The following is a 13,800-nucleotide window of genomic DNA, read 5'->3' on the forward strand; positions in this document are numbered from 1 at the left end:
CGGCCCTGTGCGGGGTCAGCGGAGCCGGAGACGAGCTCGCCGGGCCGGAGAGCCGGCGCTACACGGCCCTGCGCGCGGGGCCCATGGTCCGGTGGGGCGCGCGCAGGGCCGCGGCCGGGAACCCTATGGCCGGCGGGCCCGGGCCATACCCGGCCGGACACATCGGATTACGCCGGCCGGGAATCCCATGGCCGGCGGGCCCGGGGCGTGGGATCCGGTGGGAGCATGGCCAGGTGGGCAGGCATACGGATGCTGCCAGCGGCGACGCTGTCAGTAGTGGCGGCACCGCCGGTGGCAACGCTGCCGGTGGCGGCGCTGTTGGCGGCAGCGTTGCCGGCGGCGCCGACACCGCCGCGCGGCCCGCGGGCGGGCCGGTGCCCGCGGCGGCGGGGCCGCGGGTCGGGATCGTCGGCCTCGGCCGGGCGGGCAGCGCCCTCGGGACGGCGCTGTCGGGCGCCAACTGGCCGGTGGTCGCGGTGCACGCGCGTTCCGCGACGGCCCTGGAGCGGGCCCGGGCCCGCTTCCCGGCGGCGTCGATCGGGACGCCGGCATCGGTGGCCGAAGCATCGGATGTGATTATTCTTACAGTTTCCGACGATGCGATCGAAGATGTCGCTAGAAGCATCGCCGCCGCCGGCGTCCTACGGGCCGGGCAGGTCGTCGCGCACGCCAGCGGACGGCACGGCACGGGCATCCTGCGCCCCGTGCTCGCCCACGGGGCGCTGCGCGCGGCAGTACATCCGATCATGACTTTGAGCGGTGCCGACGACGACGCGAGCCGGCTGGTGGGCGCCGGCTTCGGGGTGACCGCTGACCCGGGAGCCCGGTCGGTCGCGAACGCCCTGGTGACCGCCGTCGGCGGCCGGGTCGTCCCGGTGCCCGAGCAGGCCCGCACGGCCTACCACGCCGCCATCGTCCTGGGCGCCAACTACCTGGCGACGCTGGTCACGGCCACGGTGGAACTACTGGCGGCTCTCGGCGTCGACCAGCCGGCGGACGCTGTCGCGCCGCTGCTGGAGCGGTCGTTGCGCGGTGCCGTCGAGCGTGGCCCGGCGGCGCTGACCGGCCCGGTCCGGCGTGGGGACGCCGGGACGGTGCGGGCGCACCTGGACGCCCTCGCGGCGCGTGACCAGGCGGTGGCATCGGTGTACGCGGCCCTGGCGGCCCTCACCGTGGACCAGCTCGAGCGGGCGGGGCTGGGCGGCGGCGAACCGGCCGGTGGCATCCGCGACGTCCTCCGCGCGGCCGGCGGGCAGGGCCCGGCCCCACAGAGCCCTGGCACGCGGAGCTCCGTCATGCAGAGCCCTGGCACGCAGAGCTCCGTCGGGCGGAGTCCCGTCACGCGGAGTTCTGCCGGGCAGGGCCTTCACGGACGGGAGCCCCACGGGTGAAGAGCCCGCGCGGACCGGACGCCGACGGGCGGGGCGGGTACTTCGACGGCACCGGACACTGGTCGGCGGGCCGGTGCCGCCACCGGTACGCCCCGTCGGGCAGTTCGTCGGGCAACTCGTCGGGCGGCTGCGTCGGCAAGCCCGAGCGGTAGCGCCACCGGGGAGCGGCCGGGGCCGGCCAGGGATCGGCGGGGGAGCGGCGGATCCGGGCAGCCGGTGGGTCATTGATGCTGCCGTTGGCGGTTCTGTGAGTAAGGTGTTGCGATTGGTGACCACGTGTGGTGGGAACGCTCCTGGTCGATCCGGGCGTTGCTATGGACGCAACCCTCGAGACGACAGGACACCGACTCCATGTCCCACCGCCACTTCAACGGGCTGAAGACCGCCGTCCTGCTAGGCGTACTGTCCGCGGTGATTCTGCTTGTCGGCTCTCTGTTCGGGAGCCATGGCCTGCTGATCGCCCTCATTTTCGCCCTCGGTGTCAACGGCGTCTCGTACTTCTTTTCGGACAAGCTGGCCCTGCGCGCGATGCGGGCCTATCCCGTCAGCCAGATCCAGCAGCCGCGCCTGTACGCGATCGTCCACGAACTCGCTACCAGGGCGCGGATGCCCATGCCACGGCTCTACATCAGCCCGACCGCGGCACCCAACGCATTCGCGACCGGCCGTAACCCACGCAACGCCGCGGTCTGCTGCACCGTGGGAATCCTGGAAATCATGGACGACCGCGAGCTGCGCGGGGTCCTGGGCCACGAGCTCAGTCACGTCCACAACCGGGACATCCTCATCGCGTCCGTCGCCGGGGCGCTCGCGAGCGTCATCGTCTACCTGGCGCATTTCGCGCAGTTCGCGGCCCTCTTCGGGCTGGGCCGTGGGGACGACGAGGACGGTCCGGGCCTCCTGGAGATCATGCTGTTCATCGTGCTGGGACCGATCGCGGCGGCGGTCATCCAGCTCGCGATCGGCCGGGCCCGGGAATACCAGGCCGACGCCTCCGGCGCAACGCTGACCGGCGACCCGCTGGGCCTCGCGCTCGCGCTGCGCAAACTGCAGGCTGCCACGGCGGCCCGGCCGCTGCCGCAGAGCTCCGAGCTGGCGCCGGTGTCCTCGCTCATGATTGCCAACCCGTTCCGGGGCGGTGGCCTCGGCCGGATGTTCAGCACCCACCCGCCGATGGAGCGTCGGATCGAGCGGCTGGAGGAGATGGCCCGGATCGACCCTTACCGTTGAATCCGAGTGAGGAGGGGTCGTATTCTGAAAATGCCTGAGCCACGGGTCCGGTACCTCCCTGGGCTACCGGTCGGGAACCTCAGGGCCCAGACCCCGTAGGCGCGCAACCGCGGACTCGCGGCGAGGCAACCCCCCAGGCCTCGCCGTGCGGCACCCCGCCCGAAACCCCCCATCGGGCGGGGTGCATCCTTATTTGCGGAATATGCCCGGTTGTCGATCATCCAGCCGCTGTTTCGGCAGGCTAGCGGTAGTTGACGAACTGGAGCGGCACCCCGAAGTCGGTCTCCTTGAGCAGCTGGATAACCCGCTGAAGGTCATCCCGCTTCTTGCCGGTGACGCGCAGCTGGTCCCCCTGGATCTGGGCCTGCACCCCCTTCGGGCCGTCGGTCCGGATCTTCTTGGAGATCGCCTTGGCCTTGTCGTCGGCGATGCCCTGCTGGACGGTCACGACCAGCCTGTGCTCCTTGCCGGACTGAGTGGGCTCGCCGTGCTCCAGAGCCTTGAGCGAGATACCGCGCTTGACCCACTTCTCCTGCAGGACGTCCAGCACCGCCTTGACCCGTTCCTCGGTGTTCGCGGTGAGCAGGATGGACTCACCCGACCACGTCGCCGACGCGGCCGTGTCGCGGAAGTCGAAACGGGTCCGCACCTCCTTGGTGGTCTGGTTGATCGCGTTGTCGATCTCCTGACGGTCGACCTTGCTCACGATGTCGAACGACGGGTCCACCACGACGAAGCGCCTCCTCGGTGTCTGCGGTTGTCTGTCACTGCCTGCCGCGTTGCCTGTTCTGCCCGTTCTGGCAGCCTGTCGGTCCGTCAGGCCGCCTGGTCCGCCCAGCCTGCCTGGTCCGCGGGACCGCCCGCTCCGCGGGCTGTCTGCCTGCCTGCCGGTCGCCCCGGCTGCCCGCGGCCCCGGCGCGGACCGGTGTGCCCGCGGCCCGTACGCCGCGCGGGCACACGACGTCCGGGCACGAGTCTGCCCGGACTCCAGCATGGCTGGATGGCCGCGGTCGACGAGAGCCAAAGCCGGCCTGCTCATGCTTTGTCGCGGCTTCGCCATGCCCGCTCGCCGCCGGTTCGCCGCCGGCTCGGTGCTGGCCCGGTGCCAGCCCGGTCTGCCCAGGACGGCGGACGACCGGGGATGGCGTCCGCGGTAGGAGGGGGGCGTCGAACGGCTCGCCGCATCCCGTATGCTGTCCACCAACGGCAGGTTGCCCGAGTGGCCAAAGGGAGCGGTCTGTAAAACCGCCGGCTCAGCCTACGTTGGTTCGAACCCAACACCTGCCACCACCCCCGGATCCACCCGGAACATGCTGTGCCACAGGCCCTGGAGAGCACTCCAGGGCCTTTCTCAGGCCCGCGACCGGTCCCGGATGATCATGGCTGTTGCCGGTAGCTCGTGCACAATTCATGCACGCGATCATTGGTCCCCGCCGAGGCGCGGCGCCGCCTCGGTCCGCTCCCGGGCCGCGACGTCGTTGCCGTCGACGCGGGGCGCCGGCTGGGCCCGAAAATGCGGCGATGGTGACGTCTGCGATCAGTCTTCTGGTGATCTACACCGCTGACCTGGCTGCCTGCGAGGAGTTCTACCGTGGGCTCGGGCTGCGCCTGGTGCGGGAACGCCACGGCCCGGGGCCCGAGCACCTGGCCGCGACCCTCTCGGACGGCGGCGTGCTGGAGTTCTACCCCGCTCGGTCGCAGCCGCCGACCGGCCGTCTGCGGCTGGGCCTCACGGTGGATGCGGATCCGGGCGCGACCGGTCTCCAGCTGCCACCCGGCCGCCATCTCCTGCGGGACCCTGACGGGCGCACGGTGGACCTCCAGGTGGTCGCCCGGTAGCGGAACGCATCCATATCGCGATGTTTCTTCACCGCGTTTCTTCACGGCCCCTGCATGGACGCCGTCCTGGGGCAGACATTCTTCCGGCGCGGGACCATTCTTCCGGCACGGGACGGCGAGCTTCCACCCTGATGACCGGCGCCGGGATGGATAGAGTCCGCAGGCATGGGTGATACCGGCACGCTTGCCGCCCGCGTCCGGGCCGCGTCCCATCTGACCGGGCAGTTCCGGCTGCGCTCCGGCCGGACCAGCGGGGAGTACTTCGACAAGTACCTGTTCGAGGCCGACCCGGTGCTGCTCGCCGACGTCGTCGACGCGATGCGTCCGCTGCTGCCCGTGGCCACCGACGTGCTGGCCGGCCTCGAGCTCGGTGGGATTCCGCTGGTCACGTTGTTGTCCCAGCGCACGGGGCTGCCGGCCCGGTTCGTCCGCAAGAAGGCCAAGGAGTACGGCACCTGCCGCACCGCCGAGGGCGGTGACGTCGCGGGCCTGCGGGTCGTCCTGGTGGAGGACGTGGTGACCAGCGGTGGCGCCGTCGTGGAAGCCGCCCGGGTGCTGCGGGAGCAGGGCGCTCTCGTCGAGGACGTCCTGTGCGTGATCGACCGCCAGGAGGGTGGCGGGGAAACTCTCGCCGCCCTCGGCCTCACCCTGCATCCGGTCCTCACCCGCGCCGAACTGGACGCGGTCGCCTGAGGCCGGGCGTGGGGCCGTCCGAGCTGTTCGTCTACGGCACCCTGTGCTTCCCGGAGGTTGCCCGGGCCCTGCTCGGCCGGCTGCCGTGCTCGCGGCCGGCGGCGGCCGCCGGGTGGCGGGCGGCGGCGCTGCCCGGTCGGGCCTACCCGGGCCTGGTGCCGGCCGCCGGGGCGGCCGCGGTGGTGGCCGGACGCGCGCTGTCCGGCCTCAGCCCGCCGGAGCGGGCCGTTCTCGACGCGTTCGAAGGCGACGAGTACGAGACGCGGCGCCTCGTACTCGTCGACGGCCGGCCGGCATCGGCCTACGTCTGGCGTGACGTCGCGGCCGCCCTGGACCAGACGTGGGACGCCGACGCGTTCGCCGCCGCCCACCTGCCGGCGTTCGTGGCGCGGATATTGTCCCACCCTCGTTTCTGACCGCCGCCGTTCCCGGCTGCCGCGGTTGCGGCTGCCAGCACTCCTGATCGTCCTGATCGCTGTTACTTGATCGTTGTTGCTCCGGGCTGCCGTCGCCACGGGCCGGACCCGAAGGCCCGGGGGGACGGACGGCCTTTCCGGAGCCGGGCGCACACGGCCGACGCCGACGTTCCACGGCCCGTGGAAGGGCCGGAACGCCGGCGTCGTCGAGCGGGTTCCCGCTGTTCGCTCCCGGGCGCTCAGCGAGTGGGCGCCTCAGGGCCGGACCGGCTGCCTCGCGTGCCGGACGGCGTGCTGGACGTGCCTTGCACGGTGGACCGGGATGGTTCGGTGTACTCCCGGCCGCCGGTGCGGGCCTCGATCCGGTCGGTTTCGGGGTAGGGCTCGTAGGACCCGCGAGGCGGTGTGTCAGGCCTGGTCACCGCATAGATCACGAGTACGTCGAGCGCGATGAGGATGACTGCCCACACCGGGAAGACCGCGAGGAAGGCAAGGTGCGCGATCACGTTGACCGTGCAGATCGCGATCGCCGCCCAGCGGGCCCACTGCCGGCCCATGAACAGACCCGCCGCGACGGCGACCTCGACGATGCCCATGGCTATCAGCAGCCAGCCCCAGAAGTCCAGATCCTGGTAGATGATCACACCGTTGCCGGTGACGAGATAGGAGTATCTGTCGAGAGCGGCAACTCCATAAATGATATTGTGAAAGCCTGTGATGAAGAGGATGACCGCGGCGAATACCAGCCATCCGTTGGTGCGTGCCGCTGACCGTGCCGGTTGCATGAAATCCTCCCTGGAGCGTGGCGGGACGCCTGGCGACCCGGGGCCCGGTGGCCGCTGGCGGCCGCGGAGGGGCCGCGGTCGCGTCACCTTCGGTGTCGCTTTCGGGTCGGTTGGCGGCCCCGGGGCCGCCAGGTCTCCGGCGGCGCGCAAGGGGCACGACTGGGTCACCGGCGGCCGGCTGGCCCACATGGCCATACCCTCCGTGTGCCCTCCGGGCGCCTCGCGCATGCCTGCGCACGCCCTGGACATGCCCGGTTGCCCGGCATTCCGGCCTGGAGACCCGTCGCGCAGGGTCACGTTCGGCTGATCGAAGATCCATCCGGCGCGCTCTGGCCCGCACGGCCGGTGGCTGTCCGGCCGGGCACGGCCCTTCGTGGACGCCGGTCGCCACCGGCCAGAAGAGCGGCCCCTGGCCGAACTGTCGCCACCGGCCCACCACCGGCGGGCTCCTCGCCGCGGGCGGCGGCCCTCAGCACCGAGCGCACCCGGGAGTCCGAGCCGTACCGCCGGTCGGCCTCGCCGGCCCGTCCGCCGGCGTTCGCCGCCAGCGCGTCGATGCCACAGCGGACGACGTTCATGCCGACGTTCCCGGTGATGCCGGGAACGCTCCCGGAGGAGGTGAACCGCCACATCGCCCACTTCTGCCAGCCGCCGGGCAGGGAGCCCGGGGCCGAGCTTCCGTTGTAAATGGCGAACCACTGTGGGTAGCGGGAGAATGACGTGGTGTTCTTCATCGTGTCGCTCCAGAACGACCGGTAGGTGTACAGGATGGGCGCGCGCCCGGTTCTCGTCTCGACCTCCTCCAGGAAGGCGCGGGCCCAGGCGGTGAGCTGGTCGGCCGACAGGCTTCCGTCGGCCTCGAGATCGAGGATGGGGGCCAGATGACCGTTGGACCGGGTGAGGCCGGTGACGGCGAGGAACCGGTCGGCCTGTTCGACCGCGGCCGTGATCGGCTGGGTGGGCCGGGCGTAGTGGTACGCGCCGACGACCAGGCCCGTCTGGAGGGCAGGGAGGCGGTCGAGGGCGAAGCACGGGCTGGTGTAGGTCATGCCCTCGGTCGCCCCGACGATGGCGAAGGTGACGCCGGCCGGGTGGACCGCGTTCCGGCCGATCTGCGCGCCAGCGGGGTGCTGCCATGACGAGATGTCGATACCTTGCGGCCACCGAGCCGGGACTGTCTGCGCGGACCGGTCCGCGATGGGTACGGCCGCACCGGATGCGGCCGCGGCTGTGTCCGCCGTCATGGGGACGGCGGCCGTGGTGCCCGCCGCCGGGGCAGGCGCGTCGAACGTGGCGGTCGCGTTACGAATAGCCCACTCGCCGCGAACAGCCCACCCGCCGCGAACGGCCTGCGCGCCGCGAACAGCCTGATCGTGGATGCCGTGCGCCACGGCCGCTACGACGGCCCCGCGTGTGCCGCCCCACCGGTGGGGCCGGACGGCCCGGCCTGGCCCGGCGTCATCCTGGCAGGCGGTCGTCCTGGCAGGCGGATGTGGGTGCGATGCCCACGGGAGCTCCTTGGCGTGACCGGGTGGGCTGGCCGACGGATGATGCCAGAGGCAGGCTCGCTCGACCAGATACTACGCTAAGAAGAATAATATCTACTTATAGTGATATAAACAGTACGCGAGTCGATCTTTTCGCTACTCAAAGTTGCGATCTTTATGATCGGGCCCATTTTCGTGACATGTAGTGGTGTCTACATCAGAGCGGATCGCGCCGGACAGCGAAGATCTGTTCGCCTTGGGCCGCGGCTTCCCGGGCGCTGTCGCGCACGCGTGCCGGGGGGAGCCGGGCGGCCGTGGCGGGCGCGGGCGGCGTCACTGCTACCGGGCCCGTGACACGCACTGCCCCGTCGTCGTGTAACGTAAGGCGCGCGTACTCGCCCCTTTAGCTCAGTCGGCAGAGCGTCTCCATGGTAAGGAGAAGGTCTACGGTTCGATTCCGTAAAGGGGCTCTGTGGCACCGGTCGGTAGCCAGGTGAACGGCTGCCGGCCTTCACTCCGTCGGCTGGGGGCCAGCTGCCGGAGTGGGTCCACCCAGGCGGTGTAGCTCAGCCAGGCAGAGCAAGCGGCTCATAATCGCTGTGTCGCCGGTTCAAATCCGGCCACCGCTACCGGTCGGGTCGCGTCCCGCCATGGGCGGCGCCGCAGTCGTGCGGCACGTCCGAGCTCTGGTTCGTTCTTGTCCCACCTGCAGGAAGAGGCACAGCACCGTGGCCGCCACCGACGTCCGTCCGAAGATCACCCTGGCGTGTCAGGCGTGCAAGCACCGCAACTACATCACGCGCAAGAACCGCCGCAACGATCCGGACCGTCTGGAACTGCGTAAGTTCTGCCCGAACTGCCGGCACCACACCGAGCACCGAGAGACCCGCTGACCGCGTTCGCGGACATCCCTGGCAGGCTCGTGGCCCGCGGGGCGGCATCGTCTTTCCAGGAGCCTTCCAGGGCTCCACGGGTCCTTCCGGGATGATGTCGGGCCGCTACGGCCTGTCGGTACGGCAGCCAGGGCGCGCGGGGCTAGTGTTCAGTCCGTTGGACTGATCTCTTCACTGTTGGTGATCGCCGCTTCGACTCCTGGAGCCGTCTGTCCTCGCTGGGTGGCGCGTGGGAGGGTGGTAGCTCCCGGGCGTTCCAGGGTGGTTCCAGCCGTGGGGACGGCGAGATCGGAGCATGTGGTGCCGCTCAATCGGGACTTTGTCGGACGCAGGTTCGTCGCGGACGCTCCCTTCCTGGTCGGTCGCGAACACATCCGGCAGTTCGCGGCCGCGATCCAGGACAACAGTCCGCTCTCGCACGATCTTGAGGCTGCCAAGGCGGCCGGTTATGTCGATCTTGTAGCGCCGCCCACCTTCCTGACGGCGGTGGCTCTCTGGCGGCCCGTGGTGCCGGTGCGCGACCCACAGCTCGGTCTCGACTACTCACTGGTGGTGCACGTCGAGCAGCGCTACTCGCTGCGCCGGCCAGTCATCGCCGGTGACGAGCTCGTCGTCTCCGCCACCATCGCCGACATCCGCCAGGCCGGGCGCAACGAGCTGCTGATCAGCGAGTACGAGTTCGTCACGACCGGCGGCGAGCTGGTCGCGACCGCCCGGACGGCGCTGGCCTCGCGCGGCACCGCGGCCTGACGGCATCCAGAGGGACGCGGGCCGGCCTGCCGGCCCTCCAGGGATCAGGAAGGGTGCTGAGCGCTCACATGCCTGCCATCATCGACTACGACGACGTCGAGGTCGGTACCCGGATTCCCGAGCGGGAGTTCCGGATCCGCCGGGAGGACCTTGTCCGCTACTGCGGGGCCTCCGGCGACTTCAACGTGATCCACTGGAACGAGCGGGCGGCGCGCGATGTCGGCCTGCCCGGTGTGATCGCTCATGGGATGTACACCATGGCCACGGCCGCCCGGCTCGTCACCGACTGGGCGGGGGACCCCGGCAGCGTGGTCGACTACAGTGTCCGTTTCTCCTCCCCGGTGCCGGTACCGGACGACGACACCGGTGCCACGCTCGTGGCCAGCGGCGTCGTCGAGAAGAAGCTCGAGGACAACCAAGTGGTCGTCAACCTGACCGTGCGGTTCGACGGCAGCAAGGTGCTGCTGGCCTCCCGGGCCACCGTCCAGCTCGCCTGAGGCCGGCTCGGCTCGTCTTTCGGAGGCCCGCTCGGGTTCCGAAGGCCCGCCACGCGCCTGCCACGCGCGCCTGCCCGCGGCCCGCGGGGCATGCGCGCGGCGGGGCAGGCGCGTGGCGGGCTGGTCGTGGTGACGGTGTGTCCGCCGGGCGGCGTGGCCCGCGTGTTGGTCAGCGTGCCTCGGCCAGCAGGTCGGACAGCCGCTGGACGCCCGTGACCAGGTCCTCGTCGCCGAGCGCGTAGGACAGCCGGGTGTAGCCCGGGGTCCCGAACGCCTCGCCCGGCACGATCGCCACCCCCGCTTCCTCGAGGATGAGCGAGGCCAGTTCCGCCGAGGTGGCCGGGGTCTTCCCCCGCAGCGTGCGGCCGAGGACGCCGGCCACCGACGCGTAGCAGTAGAACGCCCCGTCGGGCAGCGGGCAGACCACCCCGGGCGCGCTGGAGAGCATCCGGTGCATGGTCAGCCGTCGCCGGTCGAACGCCTTGCGCATCTCCACGACGGCGTCCAGCGGCCCGGTCACGGCCGCCAGCGCCGCGGCCTGCGCGACGTTGGAGACGTTGGACGTGGCGTGCGACTGCAGGTTGGTGGCGGCCTGCACCACGTCCGGCGGGCCGATCAGCCAGCCGACCCGCCAGCCGGTCATGGCGTAGGTCTTGGCCACCCCGTTGACCACGATGGTGCGGTCGGCGATCTCCGGCACCTCGACCGGCAGGGACGCGAACCGGGCGTCGCCGTACACCAGGTGCTCGTAGATCTCGTCGGCGATCACCCACAGGCCGGCGTCGGCCGCCCAGCGCCCGATCGCCCGGACCTCCTCAGGGGTGTGTACGGCTCCGGTGGGGTTGGACGGCGAACAGAACAGCAGCACCTTCGTCCGGGGGGTGCGGGCGGCTTCCAGCTGCTCGACCGTCACTCGGTAGCCCTGCTCCGGGGTGGTGACGACGTCCACCGGGACGCCGCCGGCGAGCCGGATCGACTCCGGGTAGGTCGTCCAGTAGGGAGCGGGCAGCAGGACCTCGTCACCGGGGTCGAGCAGGGTGGCGAACGCCTGGTAGACCGCCTGCTTGCCACCGTTGGTGATGAGCACGGCGCCGGCGGGGACGTCGAGCCCGGAATCGCGGCGGGTCTTGTCCGCCACCGCCTCCCGGAGCTCGGGCAGGCCGGCGGCGGGTGTGTACCGGTGCATCTTCGGGTCGCTACAGGCCTTCTCGGCGGCCGCGACGACGTGGTCGGGGGTGGGGAAGTCCGGTTCGCCGGCGCCGAAGCCGATCACGTCCCGGCCGGCTGCACGAAGCGCCTTCGCGGTCGCGTCCACGACGAGCGTCGCGGAGGGGGCGATGCTGCCGATGCGATGAGAGATCCGGGTCATGACTGTCATGCTGCCATGTGTCAGGGGTTGCCCGCCCGATCATTGCCGGGGCCGTTCGGACACCACGGGACGCCACAAGGGCCGGTGCGCGGATGGTCCGACAGCGGTTTCGGTCGGTATCCGCCCTGCCCGGAGGAAGACCTTCGGCGTCCGCCTTCCGGCGGGCCCTCGGTTCCGTGCCGGTCCCGCACTGGTTCCGCACTGGTTCCGCGCCGGTCCCGCGCCCGGCCGCGTGCCGGCCGGGCGGGAATGCGGGACGCCGAATCCGCGTCGCCGGGCCGCCGCGGGGTGGGCGTCCCGCTGGCCCCGCCGGGGCCGGGGCCGGGCGGCCAGGTAAGCGGGCCTGCGTAGGAGTATGGTGGATGCGCTTGGGCTGTCCTCCCGGTATGCAGTGCCGCCGATGACCATCAAGATCGGTTTTTCCGATAGATACGATCTTGTTCGGTGGCCGCTGCTCCGACGGCGGTCGCAGTGCAGAGGGGCGTGGCTCAATTGGTAGAGCACCGGTCTCCAAAACCGGCGGTTGCAGGTTCGAGTCCTGTCGCCCCTGCGGTACCCGACGACCAGGTAGGTGGAGTGAGTGGCGACCGACACACGTGACGCGGCACCGCGGGCCGGCCGGCCGACCAGGCCCGCGGGCCGGCGTCGCACGACGCCACTGCGGTTCTACCGCGAGGTTGTCGCCGAGCTTCGGAAGGTCGTCTATCCGGGCCGGAACGAGCTGATCACCTATGTGATCGTCGTGCTCGTGTTCTGCTCGATCACGGTGGCCTTCGTCGCCTCGCTGGACTTCGGTCTCACCAAGGCGGTGTTGGCCGTTTTCGGTTGATGTGGCCGGATTCTACGGATTCATGCCGCCCCGAGGCCCGCACGGCTCACAGAGCACGGCCACAAGAGAGAAGGAACGTCCGCGTGTCCCAGTTTCCCGAGCACGTCTCCTCCGAACAGGGGGAGGCTCTCGACGGTCTCGATCCGCTGGCGGCACTGGCGCGCGACGAGGTGGCGAGCACGGAGGCCGGCGCACTGCCGCAGGCCGGCGAGAGCGGTGACGGCGCCACGGGTGTCGACACATCCCCCGGCTACCTCACGACGGACCGGGCGGACGTGACCGGTCCGGCGGACGCGGGCCAGCCCGCCGCCGCCGAGGCCGAGGACGACTCCGAGGACATCCGGCGGGCCCTGGAGGACGCTCCGGGACAGTGGTACGTCATACATTCGTATGCCGGATACGAGAACAAGGTCAAGACGAACCTTGAGACCCGGATCTCCAGCCTCAACATGGAGGAGTACATCTTCCAGATCGAGGTGCCGACCGAGGAGGTCCCGGTCATCAAGAACGGCAAGCGGCAACTGGTGCAGCAGAAGAAGTACCCCGGTTACATCTATGTGCGGATGGACCTCACCGACCAGTCGTGGTCGGCGGTCCGCAACACCCCGGGCGTGACCGGCTTTGTGGGGCTGACCAACAAGCCGTCGCCGTTGCGCACGGAGGAGGTCCTCTCGATCCTCGCGCCGCCTGCGCCGCGCGAGAAGAAGGTCGAGACGGTCCGGGTACAGGAGTTCGAGGTCGGGGAGTCGGTGACCGTCATGGACGGCCCGTTCGCGACCCTGCCGGCCACCATCAGCGAGATCAACCTCGACGCACAGCGGCTCAAGGTGCTGGTGTCCATCTTCGGCCGCGAGACGCCGGTCGAACTTCAGTTCAACCAGGTCGCGAAGATCTGAGCCCGCCCCACCGCCAGCAGCAACTCGGAGAGAAACGACACCATGCCTCCCAAGAAGAAGAAGATCGCCGCCATCATCAAGCTCCAGATCAAGGCCGGTGTGGCGACGCCGGCGCCTCCGGTGGGGCCGGCCCTCGGCCAGCACGGCGTGAACATCATGGAGTTCTGCAAGCAGTACAACGCCGCCACCGAGTCCCAGCGCGGGAATGTGGTGCCGGTCGAGATCACCGTGTACGACGACCGCTCGTTCACCTTCGTCACCAAGACGCCGCCGGCGGCGCGGCTGATTCTCAAGGCCGCCGGGGTGGAGAAGGGCAGTGGCGTGCCGCACCGGACGAAGGTGGCCAACCTGACCGCCGAGCAGATCCGTCAGATCGCCCAGACCAAGCTGCCGGACCTCAACGCCACCACCCTGGAAGCCGCTGAGAAGATCATCGCTGGGACCGCCCGGTCGATGGGTATCACCATCAGCGGGTGACGACCAGTCCGGCCGCGCGGTCGCGGCCGTGACCGCAGCTGTGGGAGGGCGCCCGATCACGCCCGACCCGTCCTGGGAAGTGCCTGGCCCGTAGGACGCCGAAGGCGGCCAGGGCCGAAGGCGCCGGAGGCTTCGGCGCGAGGGGCTCCGCCGCCGCGAAGGGCGCCGGAGGCGCCAGCGCACTGGCCTGTCGGGCCACCAGGGGCCGACGATGGCGGGATCATGTTTCCCTGTCGTCCCACCCCGGG

15 protein-coding genes and 4 tRNA genes are annotated in these 13,800 nt (G+C 70.7%); 15 read left to right on the forward strand and 4 right to left on the reverse strand.

Annotated elements, in window-relative coordinates; all coding sequences use genetic code 11:
- Window positions 1-233 precede the first annotated feature (233 nt).
- Entirely contained in the window at window positions 234-1,391 is a 1,158-nt protein-coding gene (locus tag AC5LUJ_RS01620) for a Rossmann-like and DUF2520 domain-containing protein (RefSeq protein WP_493464360.1), read from the forward strand.
- Window positions 1,392-1,742: 351 nt separating this feature from the next.
- Entirely contained in the window at window positions 1,743-2,621 is an 879-nt protein-coding gene (gene htpX, locus AC5LUJ_RS01625; protein WP_250287238.1) for a zinc metalloprotease HtpX, read from the forward strand.
- 241 nt (window positions 2,622-2,862) lie between these two features.
- Here htpX and AC5LUJ_RS01630 read toward each other — a convergent pair whose 3' ends face one another.
- Entirely contained in the window at window positions 2,863-3,351 is a 489-nt protein-coding gene (locus AC5LUJ_RS01630) for a YajQ family cyclic di-GMP-binding protein (protein WP_250287237.1), read from the reverse strand.
- 475 nt (window positions 3,352-3,826) lie between these two features.
- Between AC5LUJ_RS01630 and AC5LUJ_RS01635 the strand changes: the two genes are divergently transcribed.
- The 4 genes from AC5LUJ_RS01635 (at window position 3,827) to AC5LUJ_RS01650 (ending at window position 5,569) form a co-directional block, all read left to right on the forward strand.
- Window positions 3,827-3,911 (forward strand) — tRNA-Tyr (locus AC5LUJ_RS01635).
- 231 nt (window positions 3,912-4,142) lie between these two features.
- Entirely contained in the window at window positions 4,143-4,460 is a 318-nt protein-coding gene (locus AC5LUJ_RS01640) for a VOC family protein (RefSeq protein WP_250287236.1), read from the forward strand.
- Window positions 4,461-4,625: 165 nt separating this feature from the next.
- A complete protein-coding gene (pyrE, locus tag AC5LUJ_RS01645) occupies window positions 4,626-5,153 on the forward strand; it encodes an orotate phosphoribosyltransferase (RefSeq protein WP_250287235.1) in 528 nt (175 codons plus the stop codon).
- Between the two features lie 8 nt (window positions 5,154-5,161).
- Window positions 5,162-5,569: a gamma-glutamylcyclotransferase gene (locus tag AC5LUJ_RS01650; protein ID WP_493464361.1), complete on the forward strand. Its 408-nt coding sequence runs from the start codon at window positions 5,162-5,164 to the stop codon at window positions 5,567-5,569.
- A gap of 239 nt (window positions 5,570-5,808) precedes the next feature.
- Here AC5LUJ_RS01650 and AC5LUJ_RS01655 read toward each other — a convergent pair whose 3' ends face one another.
- Both AC5LUJ_RS01655 and AC5LUJ_RS01660 read right to left on the reverse strand, forming a co-directional pair.
- On the reverse strand, window positions 5,809-6,354 hold the full coding sequence (locus tag AC5LUJ_RS01655; RefSeq protein WP_250282050.1) for a DUF7144 family membrane protein: 546 nt from the start codon (window positions 6,352-6,354) through the stop codon (window positions 5,809-5,811).
- A 293-nt stretch (window positions 6,355-6,647) separates the two neighbouring features.
- A complete protein-coding gene (locus tag AC5LUJ_RS01660; protein WP_250282051.1) occupies window positions 6,648-7,598 on the reverse strand; it encodes a glycoside hydrolase family 25 protein in 951 nt (316 codons plus the stop codon).
- A gap of 640 nt (window positions 7,599-8,238) precedes the next feature.
- On the opposite strand from AC5LUJ_RS01660, the gene AC5LUJ_RS01665 reads away from it, so the two are divergent.
- The 5 genes from AC5LUJ_RS01665 (at window position 8,239) to AC5LUJ_RS01685 (ending at window position 9,981) form a co-directional block, all read left to right on the forward strand.
- Window positions 8,239-8,311, forward strand: a tRNA-Thr gene (locus tag AC5LUJ_RS01665).
- An 85-nt stretch (window positions 8,312-8,396) separates the two neighbouring features.
- Window positions 8,397-8,470: transfer RNA gene (locus AC5LUJ_RS01670), tRNA-Met, on the forward strand.
- A 99-nt stretch (window positions 8,471-8,569) separates the two neighbouring features.
- A complete protein-coding gene (gene rpmG / locus AC5LUJ_RS01675) occupies window positions 8,570-8,734 on the forward strand; it encodes a 50S ribosomal protein L33 (protein WP_250282052.1) in 165 nt (54 codons plus the stop codon).
- A gap of 300 nt (window positions 8,735-9,034) precedes the next feature.
- A complete protein-coding gene (locus AC5LUJ_RS01680) occupies window positions 9,035-9,484 on the forward strand; it encodes an FAS1-like dehydratase domain-containing protein (protein WP_250282055.1) in 450 nt (149 codons plus the stop codon).
- Between the two features lie 68 nt (window positions 9,485-9,552).
- Window positions 9,553-9,981 (forward strand): MaoC family dehydratase, encoded by a 429-nt coding sequence (locus AC5LUJ_RS01685; RefSeq protein WP_250282057.1) that lies wholly within the window; start codon window positions 9,553-9,555, stop codon window positions 9,979-9,981.
- Between the two features lie 169 nt (window positions 9,982-10,150).
- Here AC5LUJ_RS01685 and AC5LUJ_RS01690 read toward each other — a convergent pair whose 3' ends face one another.
- Complete coding sequence (locus AC5LUJ_RS01690; protein ID WP_250282059.1) at window positions 10,151-11,359, reverse strand: pyridoxal phosphate-dependent aminotransferase; 1,209 nt, start codon at window positions 11,357-11,359, stop codon at window positions 10,151-10,153.
- A gap of 468 nt (window positions 11,360-11,827) precedes the next feature.
- Here AC5LUJ_RS01690 and AC5LUJ_RS01695 point away from each other — a divergent pair.
- The 4 genes from AC5LUJ_RS01695 to rplK all read left to right on the forward strand — a co-directional run bounded on the left by AC5LUJ_RS01695 (window position 11,828) and on the right by rplK (window position 13,552).
- Window positions 11,828-11,900 (forward strand) — tRNA-Trp (locus AC5LUJ_RS01695).
- 30 nt (window positions 11,901-11,930) lie between these two features.
- Complete coding sequence (gene secE / locus AC5LUJ_RS01700) at window positions 11,931-12,179, forward strand: preprotein translocase subunit SecE (protein ID WP_250282061.1); 249 nt, start codon at window positions 11,931-11,933, stop codon at window positions 12,177-12,179.
- 83 nt (window positions 12,180-12,262) lie between these two features.
- Window positions 12,263-13,075: a transcription termination/antitermination protein NusG gene (nusG, locus tag AC5LUJ_RS01705; RefSeq protein ID WP_250282063.1), complete on the forward strand. Its 813-nt coding sequence runs from the start codon at window positions 12,263-12,265 to the stop codon at window positions 13,073-13,075.
- Between the two features lie 42 nt (window positions 13,076-13,117).
- The gene (rplK, locus tag AC5LUJ_RS01710) at window positions 13,118-13,552 is read left to right on the forward strand and encodes a 50S ribosomal protein L11 (RefSeq protein ID WP_250282066.1); all 435 of its coding nucleotides are present in this window, start codon (window positions 13,118-13,120) and stop codon (window positions 13,550-13,552) included.
- The last annotated feature ends 248 nt before the right edge of the window (window positions 13,553-13,800 follow it).

Source organism: Protofrankia sp. CiP1_Cm_nod3, assembly GCF_982290655.1.